The organism is Psychrobacillus sp. FSL K6-4615 (genome assembly GCF_038008225.1).
Classification (GTDB): domain Bacteria; phylum Bacillota; class Bacilli; order Bacillales_A; family Planococcaceae; genus Psychrobacillus; species Psychrobacillus psychrotolerans.
On sequence record NZ_JBBOYQ010000001.1, the window covers coordinates 3,122,103 to 3,133,822 of the forward strand.

12 protein-coding genes are annotated in these 11,720 nt (G+C 37.1%); 4 read left to right on the forward strand and 8 right to left on the reverse strand.

What is annotated here, in order from left to right; genetic code table 11:
- Nucleotides 1-17: 17 nt before the first annotated feature.
- Nucleotides 18-896: a LysR family transcriptional regulator gene (locus tag MKX53_RS15595; protein WP_340912419.1), complete on the forward strand. Its 879-nt coding sequence runs from the start codon at nucleotides 18-20 to the stop codon at nucleotides 894-896.
- 78 nt (nucleotides 897-974) lie between these two features.
- Here MKX53_RS15595 and MKX53_RS15600 read toward each other — a convergent pair whose 3' ends face one another.
- Nucleotides 975-1,679 carry a DUF421 domain-containing protein gene (locus tag MKX53_RS15600; RefSeq protein ID WP_340912421.1) on the reverse strand — a complete coding sequence of 235 codons (705 nt, stop codon included), beginning with the start codon at nucleotides 1,677-1,679 and terminating at the stop codon, nucleotides 975-977.
- A 313-nt stretch (nucleotides 1,680-1,992) separates the two neighbouring features.
- On the opposite strand from MKX53_RS15600, the gene MKX53_RS15605 reads away from it, so the two are divergent.
- Nucleotides 1,993-2,388: a pyrimidine dimer DNA glycosylase/endonuclease V gene (locus MKX53_RS15605; RefSeq protein ID WP_340912423.1), complete on the forward strand. Its 396-nt coding sequence runs from the start codon at nucleotides 1,993-1,995 to the stop codon at nucleotides 2,386-2,388.
- Nucleotides 2,389-2,600: 212 nt separating this feature from the next.
- On the opposite strand, the gene splB is transcribed toward MKX53_RS15605, so the two are convergent.
- From splB to MKX53_RS15625, 4 genes are all read right to left on the reverse strand, one after another.
- The gene (gene splB, locus MKX53_RS15610; RefSeq protein ID WP_340912425.1) at nucleotides 2,601-3,629 is read right to left on the reverse strand and encodes a spore photoproduct lyase; all 1,029 of its coding nucleotides are present in this window, start codon (nucleotides 3,627-3,629) and stop codon (nucleotides 2,601-2,603) included.
- 393 nt (nucleotides 3,630-4,022) lie between these two features.
- Nucleotides 4,023-4,859, reverse strand: a complete 837-nt coding sequence (locus MKX53_RS15615; protein WP_340912428.1) for an ABC transporter ATP-binding protein — start codon at nucleotides 4,857-4,859, stop codon at nucleotides 4,023-4,025.
- Nucleotides 4,856-5,860, reverse strand: a complete 1,005-nt coding sequence (locus tag MKX53_RS15620) for a FecCD family ABC transporter permease (RefSeq protein ID WP_340912432.1) — start codon at nucleotides 5,858-5,860, stop codon at nucleotides 4,856-4,858. The genes MKX53_RS15615 and MKX53_RS15620 overlap by 4 nt, the downstream gene beginning before the upstream one ends.
- Nucleotides 5,861-5,878: 18 nt before the next feature.
- The gene (locus MKX53_RS15625) at nucleotides 5,879-7,003 is read right to left on the reverse strand and encodes an ABC transporter substrate-binding protein (protein WP_340912434.1); all 1,125 of its coding nucleotides are present in this window, start codon (nucleotides 7,001-7,003) and stop codon (nucleotides 5,879-5,881) included.
- Between the two features lie 246 nt (nucleotides 7,004-7,249).
- Between MKX53_RS15625 and MKX53_RS15630 the strand changes: the two genes are divergently transcribed.
- Together MKX53_RS15630 and MKX53_RS15635 are read left to right on the forward strand one after the other, a co-directional pair.
- A complete protein-coding gene (locus tag MKX53_RS15630; protein WP_340912435.1) occupies nucleotides 7,250-7,891 on the forward strand; it encodes a phosphate starvation-inducible protein PhoH in 642 nt (213 codons plus the stop codon).
- Entirely contained in the window at nucleotides 7,888-8,493 is a 606-nt protein-coding gene (locus tag MKX53_RS15635; RefSeq protein WP_340912436.1) for a hypothetical protein, read from the forward strand. The genes MKX53_RS15630 and MKX53_RS15635 overlap by 4 nt, the downstream gene beginning before the upstream one ends.
- 359 nt (nucleotides 8,494-8,852) lie before the next feature.
- Here the strand turns inward: MKX53_RS15635 and MKX53_RS15640 are convergent, their stop codons facing one another.
- From MKX53_RS15640 to MKX53_RS15650, 3 genes are all read right to left on the reverse strand, one after another.
- Nucleotides 8,853-9,584, reverse strand: coding sequence for an MBL fold metallo-hydrolase (locus MKX53_RS15640; protein WP_340912438.1), 732 nt, complete (start codon nucleotides 9,582-9,584; stop codon nucleotides 8,853-8,855).
- Between the two features lie 105 nt (nucleotides 9,585-9,689).
- A complete protein-coding gene (locus MKX53_RS15645; protein ID WP_340912441.1) occupies nucleotides 9,690-10,307 on the reverse strand; it encodes an ankyrin repeat domain-containing protein in 618 nt (205 codons plus the stop codon).
- Nucleotides 10,308-10,428: 121 nt separating this feature from the next.
- Nucleotides 10,429-11,586: a TerD family protein gene (locus tag MKX53_RS15650; RefSeq protein ID WP_340912443.1), complete on the reverse strand. Its 1,158-nt coding sequence runs from the start codon at nucleotides 11,584-11,586 to the stop codon at nucleotides 10,429-10,431.
- Nucleotides 11,587-11,720: the final 134 nt, after the last annotated feature.

The window sequence follows — 11,720 nt, forward strand, 5'->3', positions numbered from 1 at the left end:
TATAAATGAGGTGCGAAATGGATTTACGGAGGATGTATTACTTCAATGCCACTGTAAAATATCAAAGCTTTTCAAGAGCCGCAAAATCTCTACATATATCTCAACCTTCATTAAGCAATGCAATAAAAACCTTAGAATTAGAAATAAATGCACCACTTATAGAGCGCACAACCAAACAATTTCAACTAACCGAATTAGGCCAGCAATTCTATGAACGTTCAAAAAGTTTACTTGCTCAATTTGAAGTAATGGATACTGAGTTAAAAGAGTTAGCAAAAGGCGAGCAATTAGAAATTCGATTAGGCATGATTGAGTCAGCAAATCACTGGTTTTCACAAGTAATTATTGCCTATCAAAAACAATATCCACAAAACCAAATTACGTTAATCGATACATTGTACAATCAAACGGTTCGTCAAGCGTTATTAGGTTTAAATGTACATGGTGTTATTACAAACCAGCATATTGTCGATCAGGAAATAAAAAGCGAATTATTGTATACCGAACCGTACGTCGTGCTAACTAAAAAAGATCATCCTTTTGCTACAAAAGAGAAAATCACGCTAGTAGACTTTGCGGAAGAATCCCTCATAATAGGAATGCCTGAATTTCAAACGAGTGCACAAATATTAAAAGCATTTGAACAAGAAAATATCACACCACATATTCAATATAAAATAGAAAGATTTGAGATGATTAAAGTTTTGGTAGAAGAAGGGCTCGGAATTGCTCTACTGCCCCAACAATATGTTAACCACCATTTATCCGAGAGCTTAATATCACGCCAAGTACACAGTGATTTTCTAAGTCGAAGTGTATACTTAAGTACTATGAAAGACCGTACATTTCCGGAGAGTATACTAAAGCTATTTGAACTCATAAAGACAATGCACTAAATAGATTGCAGCATAAACAAACGCCCCGGAGAAGTCTTTGGGCGTTGTTTTATAAAATGAAACTAAAAATCCCTTCCGTTACTTATACAAAAAAACCTTCAAATTTTCTTTCTGATCAATAGTAGCGAGCAAAACATTTTTTATTTCTGTCTGGTATTGCACTTTTAAGTTTGAAGCTACCCATTGCTCGTCCTTATTGATTTGCTTTAACTCTTTTAATTCCAATTTTCCATCCTTGATGATTATCTTTGGCAGATCAAAGGGCTCTGTTGCTAACTTATAATTTGCAGGTGTAAGTGGATTATATTTTGGATCTAGGAATACGGAAATTTTCCCATCAGCCTCCCAAATAGCTAATGCCACTTTCTTTACATCTTCTACTTTTTCTTCTCTTAGCTCCTCCAATAACACATCAATAGATATTCTCGCCTTTTTTAATCCCTGATAAATGATTTCTCCATCTTTTACAAGGTTAATGGGTGGAGGTGTTACGAGTCTTCTAAACCACGGCCATTTAAGGATCAGATAAATACCACAAAGATATAGGGAAACCAATACAATTGTTGTAATAACAGAACCTTTAAGTCCAAGGTTCTCATCAGATAACGGGTGTGCAATAATATTTCCGATGACCAAAGCCATAACAAAATCTAAAAGTCTTAATTGGGAGATGGCACGTTGACCCATCACTTTAGCTACAATAACTAAAAAGATAAATGCAACAATGGCACGCAATACCCACTCAATCGAAGTAAGCGTTTCCTGACTCTGAAAAAAATCCATAGGACACATCCTTTCTTACAAGAGCTACTAATACTTAGTTTGCACGGATGTAATTCTATTAGTCATGATTATGAGTCTAATTTTAAAGGAACATAATACTTACAAATGATTTGTAGTACTATAGGAGTAAAGCGTTTGATAAAGCTGTTCTCGAATTTATTCCTTGGTGAACTATTAATAAAATAGCCCCCTATTATTGTTTTGACTTTATTGTAATAGGGAAGTAAAAGTGTTCATTGATTAAATTAAGACTGGCTGTTGGATGAACTCATAGATGAAATTATTTTAGCAGATTGAACTGGAGATGATTTTTTTGCGTTTATGGCACCAAAGTTTACTTCGCGTTTTGCCAAAATCCCAGCTACTGGCACAGTGGCGTGAGTTGAATAGTATTTATGCAAAGGAAGACCGGCATATTTTGATCAATTATATTTATGACTATTCAAAAGATGATTTGTTTTCCTATACTCAACTGGTATTGCATGAAATGCGGGCACGTGATATCAATATTCGCACAGTTGATAAAATGGAACGTTACTTCGCAGATGGACCTTTCGAGAAAGTGATGAACCCATTCATCCATCATCATAACAATGAGTATTTCGAGATATGTTATTTCAATCTTAAAGAAAAATTTATGCGTGGACAGAAGGACTTTGATACGGAGCGATTTGAGGCTTTGAGGAAGATGTATGAAGCGATGGAGTGAGGTATTCGTTCTGCGTTTATTTGGTATGATGCTTCGAATCACAAGGTGGATATTGAGAATCACAAGATACTTCCGGAAAATAGCAAAGGAACTCCTTCTAATCGCATGTTCGACACGGAGAATCGCAAGTTCATCTCCACTAATCGCAAGACGACCCAATTAAAAAGCGTAAAGCCCCTTCACTCCTGGAGCTTTACGCTTTTTTTAGTATCTCAAGTAAAATACTCTAACTTCGCATTCGGAAAGTATTTATCCATATAGCCGTAAAGATGAGACTTTATATCCTCCTCTTCGTCTTTTTGATAAATGTATTTCCCAATTCCATACTTGCCCCATTTATAGCGTCTTTTTTCTTCATCCAACTCTAATTTTGACTTAGGATAGTTTTTCTCAATTACTTTTTTGGCAGGCTTTGTGAACCGATGTTGGATGAATTCAAAGGTAATATCATCTCTTGCATCTTTTGGCAATTCCTCGTCTAGTCGTTCGAACATGTGACGGTAGCCTTCCTCCCAGCCATCATGAAGGTAGATGGGAGCAACGATAAAACCAAGCGGGTATCCTGCTCTTGCAACTTTCCCAGCAGCCTCGATTCTTTTATCCAAAGGAGAAGTGCCTGGCTCAAAATTTTTAATGACATAGTCGGCATTTATACTAAATCGGAATCGCGTATTCCCATTGTGTTTAGCATCTAATAAATGGTCGACAAAATGAAATTTGGTTACAAAACGAAGCCTACCTAGCTCTGTTTGACCAATATGTTCAATGGCTCTTTTTAATGAATGTGTCAAATGGTCAATCCCCACAATATCGGATGTACATGCGGCTTCAAATCGAGTAATCTCAGGTGCACGTTCCTCAATATAACGATCTGCTGCTTCGAAAATCTCCTCCACGTTCACGTAAGTTCGAATATATGGTTTACTGCCCATCGTCGTTTGTAAATAACAATAATGACAATGCCCCATACATCCTGTCGCAAGTGGGATTGCATATTCAGCAGACGGCTTGGACGTATCAAATTTTAACGTTTTCCGAATACCTACGACTAATGTAGATTTTGCGATGCGATATTTTTGAGCGTCTGTTTCACCTGGTAAATCCCGAATTTGATTGTGTGAAGTAGTAAAGCGGATTTCGATACCCATTTTCTCGAACTTTTCCTTTAGTTCTATTCCAAGCGGATAATCCAGTGCGTTAGGCTCAAAATAAACAAGCTGTGGTACGAAGGGTTTATTCATATTGCGAACTACCTAATCCATTATTTTTGTCCATTCCATCACCTTTCTCTTTTTTATAGCTTGTCTTAAAAGTGAGAAATTATGAAAGTGGACTTAACTTGGGGTGATTGCTTAAGATACGAATCAGTTAATGCACGAGAATATAACGGCTTCGTATACCAAACAAACACATTTAGTGTAAGTGGTCACTTCACTAATTGGGTCAAGACCTCAAATCCATTTTTTCTTTCGAAAAGCCACGGTTTTCCCATATGAGAGGTCGGAGTCTGAAATTCAATGTTTCTTACACAGCGACAGCATCAATTCCCTCCCTTATCTCTGGTAGCTACGAAAAACTTGAAATATGTTTAAAGTAAACATAAAAAAACCAGATCAGAAATTCTGATCTGGTTTTTATTTTGAAAGGTCACCATTGTTCTCTATGCCAAAATAAGTAGGAACCATCGTTTCATACACCTGGCCATCTATTTCATTGCGGAGTCGCTTCACGTCAATCTGGAAGTAATTTAAAATATGAGCTTCTGTCATGATGTCAAAAACGTTACCAGTTATCACCGGTAGTTCTTTCGCTACCATTAATACTTTATCGCCAAGATAGAATGCATGGTTCGCATAATGTGTATTAATAATGCATGCCAGTCCTTTTACTTCTACCAATTTTTTAATGGTTTGCAAGATGACTTTTTGTTTTTGCATATCTAGATGAGATTCAGGTTCATCTAATACTAGGATTTCTGGTTCTGCTACTAGTGTTCTAGCTATTAACGCGAGTTGTAACTCTCCACCGCTTACAGCCGTGCAAGCTTGATTGGCTAAGTGTTTAATGCCGACTAATTCTAGCGCTTCTAGTGCTAGTTCCTGGTCTTTTTTTGAAGGTTGCGCAAAAGCACGTATATATATAGCACGTCCCATTGTTACTAACTCCAAAATGGAATAGCTAAATGTCATCTGAGAAGCCTGTGGTACATAACCGATTTTCTTCCAAACATCTTTTGAGTTTAGAGACGTAAGGGGTTTACCATCAAGTAAGGTTGACCCTTTTCCCCATTTCAATAAACCCATCATGCATTTCAAAAGGGTCGTTTTACCTGCACCATTTGGGCCAAGGACCGATAAAATCTCTCCTGGATGTAATTCAAAATTGATATCATTCGTATATAAAAAATTAGGAGTCTCACCTTTTTTAGCTTTCGTATAGGAATAATTGCCGTCTTTGACTTGTAAGATCAACTCCAGCCACCTCCAGTTTTACGAAGTAAGTATGCGAAAAATGGTGCTCCAATTATAGCCGTCAAAATGGATAATGGTATCTCTGCCGCAGTTAAACTTCTTGATAAGTTATCAATAATGAGCAAGTAAACCGCTCCAATTGAAATAGATGCTGGCAGAACATATTGGTTATTACTACCGACAAGCATACGAGCTATATGAGGAATGATTAAACCGATCCAGCCAATAATCCCCGCGATGGAAACAGCTGCAGCCGTGATTAATGTTGCACCTAAGATGACCATCCATTTTAGTTTTGTAACAGAAATACCCAGTGATGTCGCTTCTTCTTCTGATAGCGACAAAATATTTAGACGCCAACGTAATACATATAAGATCAATATACCAATCAAAATAAGGGGACCACCAATATATAAATCGGCGTAGCTTGCTGTTCCAAGGCTACCCATTAACCAATAAGTAATGGCAGGCAACTTTTCTTCCGGATCTGCTAGAAACTTCACGAGTGAAATTAGCGCTTGGAATAATGCACTTGTTACAACTCCTGCCAATACAAGCATAAATATGGGCATATCCTTTTTTACGCCACCTATTAAAAAGGTAAATCCGATAGCTAGCATCCCCATACCTAATGCAAGTAGTTGCATCGTTAAACCATTTCCAAAAAGTAAAATACCTATTGATGCACCAAAACCAGCACCTGCTGATACACCTAAAATGTCTGGGCTAACTAATGGATTCGAGAACATCCCTTGAAACGCTGCACCGGCGATAGATAACCCGCCCCCGATTAGCATTGCTAGAAGAATACGAGGTAAACGAACGTTAATGACAACTGTTTCTTCCATGTTTGTCCACGTTTGTTCCATAGGAATAATCTGTGAGAGTAGTATTTTCAGCTGAACAATGAAATCAATTTGGTAGCGCCCTATCCCAATCGAGATAAACGCTACTATTAGAGGTAATGTCCACAGTAATGTTTTAATTAACTTTGACTTCATTTGAAGGACACCTTTATATTAATATTTTGCTGCTTCTGATGGTGGATTTTGAATCTCTTCCACTTGTTCATCAGTTAATTCATAATGATAGAAACGGCTATAATAGTCTTTAATCTCTTCATCCATATCATACGAAAATAGTTCTGGGTAATTATGTTGCGCCATCCATTTAAGCATCAATGGTGCATCCCCACTTGGCGGATACCAACGATAAATACCTAATGGCATCTTATAGACTTTCTTGTCTTGTACTGCTTTTACTTCGCTCCAGTCCTGACTTTCGAATACATTGTTATATAAGTCTTCTGGTTGCGTTTCCGTAAAGTTTGTAATGTAAATAATGTCCGGATTCCATTCGTAGATTTGCTCCATATTAACTGCTTTAATCCCGTCAATATCATCTGCTGCAACATCAATACCACCAGTTGCGTTTAGCCATCGGTTACCATGCATATTTGTACCTGCAACGGAAATTTCTCCATCACTATGATATTGTAAGACCATTACACGTGGTTTATCTTCCTCTTTAATGTCTGCTTCTGCTAATGTGTCGTTAATCAGTTGTTGGTTTGCTTCACCTTCAGCAATAATTTCTGCAGGACGATCAGTTACACCAGTAATTTCTCCAGTTAGGGTTAACCAACGATTGAGCGTATCTAATGGGTTCAGAGAATCTGTATTGGTATCTAAAGCAACTGTAGCAATACCAGTTTCCTCTAATTTTTTCACCGTATTTTCTTGGCTTGCAATTTCAAAATAGACTTGAGGGTCTAATGATAAGAGTTCTTCTATATTTACTTCACCATTTTCTATAAAGTTTGTTTTCGCATCCAAAATTGCTGGCGAAATGTCTTTTAAAATAGAATGGGAAGCTGCGTTAAATGAGTTAGGATGAATCCCAACAATCTCTTCTGTTGAGTTTGTAGCGATAAACCAAGTCGAGAAATAAGGGAGAATACTACCCATAACAACGCGGTCTAATTTTGCAGGTATTTCTACTTCTCTATTCAATTCATCTACAATTATTTTTGTTTCTGCTGTAGGTTCAAGATCTTTACTTACTTCATTATTAGAATCACTACATCCAGCTAGTAATAACGCTAAAGAGGCTGCAGTTAATATATACTTATATTTACTTTTCATGTTGTTCCTCACATTTCTTCAATTGAGAATGATTTTCATTACATTTAATAACTTATACTAATAAAACTTATACGTCAATAAGCTACACATAAGCCGTAATATTCCGAATTATTTCGTAAGATTTTTGTTATTTTAGTATACAAAAAATGTCCCTCTTCAATTGCTTTTACCGCTTAATCTATGTTAACATTCATTGAATGAGAATTATTATCAATTGTATCAATAGAAATGATTGGAGGGCTCTTTGTGGCTCAAGTTAATCCTATATTGTATTTAGATCCCGGCCATGCATTCGGCTTAGAAAATCGTACGAACTCATTTATCAATCAAAACTTTACATTAATTGACCAATATCGTTTGACCGAAATAGATTTAGCTCCATTTACATGTATCGTTGTCCACGACTTTGCCGATCAAGAACATTTATATAGAAACAAGGCAATTATCGAAGATTTTTTGGCTGAGGGAAAAATTGTCATCTTTTGTGGTCATCTATTTAAAGAGTGGCTACCAGGATGCCCTATTTTCACCCCCCGTACTATTCAATCTCATACAGATTATGAAGTGGTTAATGATAGACAACATCCGATTTTTGCTGGAGTCCATCCGGATGATATGACTTTCAACAAAGGTATTGCAGGCTTCTTTGCACGTGTGACACATTCACCAGTACCTTACGGCGCAGATGTGTTACTTACATTCCCAGACAAAGTGCCAATGACGTATATTGACCATTGTTCTACAAACGGGACAATTTTATGCCATGCTGGGCGTGATTTATTTGGGCTTCGCATGCAAAATAGATCAACAGACCGTATTAGTGCACAACTTCTCCAGTGGATTCATGATGAATACGAGCAGCTACAAAAAGGTGGGAACAACTTATGAGGAAAATTGCAGTTATTTACAGTGGAAATTCCTCCCACTATCGCACATTTAATGAGCCAAAATATAAACAATATATAGATCACTTAATTTACTTTCCTGATTTTATGACTGCTTCATTAGAAGGAGTGGAAGTGCTTTTAGTTCCTTCGCAGTTACACGGAAACCTTTTATTTGAAGCAAAAGAAAAAATAAGCGAGTTTGCGAGTGCAGGTGGAATTGTTGTAGCATTTGGTCCACAACCGTGGGAATGGCTACCGCATCAAAAATGGGAAGAACGTGAAACAAACTTCTGGTGGTGGCTTGAAAAAGATGCTAAAAGTGGACTTGTATTAGTTGATCCAAGCTATGATTTGTTTAACTACATAACATTAGCAGATGCAACTTGGCATCAACATGGTGTCTTCTGGCCAGTCGAAGGTGCACAAAAACTGATCACTACCGAAGACGGCGGTGCAGTACTCTATGTAGACAAAGTAAGTACAAATGGGACATGGATTATCACAACACTAGATCCTGACTATCATTTTGGATCTTATTTCATGCCCGCTACAGAGCGGTTTTTAGACGGCTTCATGCCTTGGTTAGCAAACGGTAAAATTTAATAAAAGCCTGATTGGAGACAAATTTCTTGTTTCCAATCAGGCTTTTTTTCATATCCACACGGTGGGAATGAAGTCTACATGTGCTAACTTTTCCCGATACTTTTGAGTATATTATTTTCCATGACGATACTAGGTATCAAAGGCCTAACTCAGTGGAAGACCAAAAGGGTAACTCTTGATCGCAGTATCCATTGTTTCCACGATAAACTTTGTCTCTTTATCAGTTACCCTCACCTTATAACCTTTACAAACTGTTTATATGATGTGTCTTAAAATGGTGAGGATAAAAAAAGCACTCCTATTAGATTCAAATAACCGGTAGAACGAATACTTTTCAAAGAGCATTCATTCTACCAATTTTATATTTCTATTAACATTCCTGACTCTGCTAACTCAATATGTTTATTTCCTTGGTTTATCGCACTAACTACTAAATCGTTCAAATCACCGTAGTGCGGAAGATGTGTTAATAACACTCTTTTTGCTTTTGATTGATACGCTAGTATACCGGCATCCTTGGAAGTCATATGTCCCGAACCTTCCCCGTCCATTCCTTCATACAAACTACATTCCGTAATAAGAAGATCGCTATTAGAAGCAAAATCTATTAAACCTGGCGTAAAGCTAGTATCAGATGTGAACACAATACTTTTGCTGTCACATACAATTTTTATGCTATACGTTTCTACTGGATGAATATTTCGCTTAAATGTACAGGTGAATGGTCCGATTTCTAATTGACTCTGTTCATTAAATGAAGTGAAACGAGAAAAAGCAACAGCCTCCACTTGCTTTTGCATCCCATCGTCTGCCGGTCCATAAACACATAATTCTTCCGAAGCTCTACCTAACTGTGTATTTACCAGCCTAGAGAATAAATACGATCCAATATCACTGAAATGATCATAATGGTAGTGAGTTAAAATAACATGATTTATATCATTTAAATCTATATAATTTTGTAACTCTGATAAGACACCACTTCCACAGTCTAGTAGTAATGAAAATCCTTCGTGCTGGATTAAATACCCTGAGCAAGGGCCATTCTTTTTAGGGAACCCTCCCCACATACCAATTACTCTGCATTCCATAGGTTTTAGCCTCTTTCTATGAATCTTTCTGATTCCATGATATTATCATGCGCTATTAGAGAGTCCCAAATTATATATAATACTCTTTAAAATATTCCTAGCTTATTAGTTTGCCTCTGCTTCCAACAAAATCTCTTCAATCTCTTTATATCCCTTTTCCCTAGCATGTTCCAACGGAGTTACCCCATCTTTATCTGCAAGATTTACATCTGCTCCGTGCTCGATTAATAAACGAATCGTTTGCTGCTGTTTTTCAGATCCATCATTTAAAATGATAGCCTCGAGCAAAGCAGTCCACCCTAGATTATTCACATGATTCACGTCAGTCTTTGTATTTGTCAAAAGCTCGTTCACTACCTCTACATACCCATGTTCTGAAGCAGGGATGAGTGCAACTCCACCATATCGATTAGTGATCGTTGGATCTGCTCCAGCTGCAATCATTAGCTTTAAGATTTCCATATATCCTTCTGCTCCTGCATAAAGAAAAGGGTTATTAAGCATATTATCCTGAATATCTACATCTGCACCTTCAGCGATTAATACCTTGACCATTTCCACGTCATTTGCGTAAGTAGCAATCATGATTGCTGTTCTCCCCTGTATATCCTGTGCATTGATATCTACTCCTTTATCAAGCAAACCTCTAACTCTATCAATCTCTTTGCCTTCTACTTCTTTGAATAATTGCTCGTTCATCGTCTCATCCTCTCCTATATTCATCGCCATACAGCCTTGGAGGAATAAAGTTATCCCCATTAATATGAACAGTCTCTGCATATCCTACCCACAACTTTCCACCATCATCCTAACTTTCGCACACAAATGGATACAGCATTAAAAATTATTTAAACTCAACTACTCCACGATCCATTTCAAACAAGCCATCCGCATATAGCTCTGGAGAATGTTCAGAACCAGATTTTGAATACCTCTCTACGTGACTGACATTAATATTATCGGCATCTGTAAAGTCAATATGGGCAATCGCTACCCAGTAAGCTAAACGATTTTTTTCATATAACGGGCTAGTTATCCGTTGACCCAATTGGTTATCAACGACAGCTTGCGCCTTCATACTTTTGAAACTACCTATGCCATTGCTAACTGCGCTATATGCCGCAAACAATACATACTTTAATTTAGAGGGATCGTGTATGACAATAGTTTCTTTTCCTGCTCCCCTACTATCACCATCTAGCGTAATAAAAGGCTTTTGGTTCGCATTCCCCATTGAACGGTAATACACTTTTCCGGTATCTCCATTTTTCAATACATAAAAACAATATAAATCTAAATCCTTTTTACGATTCGGCCACTCCAAAGTGGCTACAATTTTATTGGACTTAGCTATCGATATGGATTCCTTTTTCTTCAGATTAATATTCATTTTCTCCAGGTTTGGCTTTTCTTTTTTAGGTGCTTCTATAGGAGGTGGAGTAGGATCACTCTGTATACTACTCTCGCTATTTTCAATCTCTAAACCATAATTTAAGCATAATGCCTCCAGCCCTCCATTAAATCCACTACCAATCACACTAAATTTCCAATACCCCTTATATCTATATAACTCACCTACCACTATGGCCGTCTCCTGCTGCAAGTCGTCACCAAACGAATAAGTATATAAAGTATTGCCTGTAGCAGCATCTCTTATAAGAAGCTCTAGCTTTTCTACTTCTTGAAAACGTAAATTTTGCGCGTCTCCTTCATGAATAGTCAAGGCAATAGCTATTTTTTCAATTGTTTCAGGAACAGTATTCAACTGAATAGTAATCGAGCCATCTAATATTGTTCCTTTCGCATAGCTAACTGATTTATCGGGACTATGTGGTTGACCATAAAAGATAAAATGTTCATCCTTTTCGCAGCGATCACCAGCTTGCAATAAAAAGGAAGAAATATCTAGCTCCATATCTTTTTTCGGTGTGGACCATCGTACAAAACATTCTAGTTGTGTTGTATTTTCTAATGTAACCTTCTGCCCACGTTGTATTTGCATGAAAACACCCCTTTAGATTATTACTTACCATTATACAAAATACGCTATATTTTTTCTTTGTTTTCATATTTTTACAAACTTTTTCAAAAAAATGAGAAAGCAGAGAAGGATACCCCACTAGTTCTAACCTTTCA

What these genes read in the sequence shown, in the direction of transcription:
- MKX53_RS15640 (WP_340912438.1), bottom strand. Translation starts at nt 9,584, where the DNA reads ATGGAATGCAGAGTAATTGGTATGTGGGGAGGGTTCCCTAAAAAGAAT.
- MKX53_RS15620 (WP_340912432.1), bottom strand. Translation starts at nt 5,860, where the DNA reads ATGAAGTCAAAGTTAATTAAAACATTACTGTGGACATTACCTCTAATA.
- MKX53_RS15600 (WP_340912421.1), bottom strand. Translation starts at nt 1,679, where the DNA reads ATGGATTTTTTTCAGAGTCAGGAAACGCTTACTTCGATTGAGTGGGTA.
- MKX53_RS15595 (WP_340912419.1), top strand. Translation starts at nt 18, where the DNA reads ATGGATTTACGGAGGATGTATTACTTCAATGCCACTGTAAAATATCAA.
- MKX53_RS15645 (WP_340912441.1), bottom strand. Translation starts at nt 10,307, where the DNA reads ATGAATATAGGAGAGGATGAGACGATGAACGAGCAATTATTCAAAGAA.
- MKX53_RS15625 (WP_340912434.1), bottom strand. Translation starts at nt 7,003, where the DNA reads ATGAAAAGTAAATATAAGTATATATTAACTGCAGCCTCTTTAGCGTTA.
- splB (WP_340912425.1), bottom strand. Translation starts at nt 3,629, where the DNA reads ATGAATAAACCCTTCGTACCACAGCTTGTTTATTTTGAGCCTAACGCA.
- MKX53_RS15650 (WP_340912443.1), bottom strand. Translation starts at nt 11,586, where the DNA reads ATGCAAATACAACGTGGGCAGAAGGTTACATTAGAAAATACAACACAA.
- MKX53_RS15635 (WP_340912436.1), top strand. Translation starts at nt 7,888, where the DNA reads ATGAGGAAAATTGCAGTTATTTACAGTGGAAATTCCTCCCACTATCGC.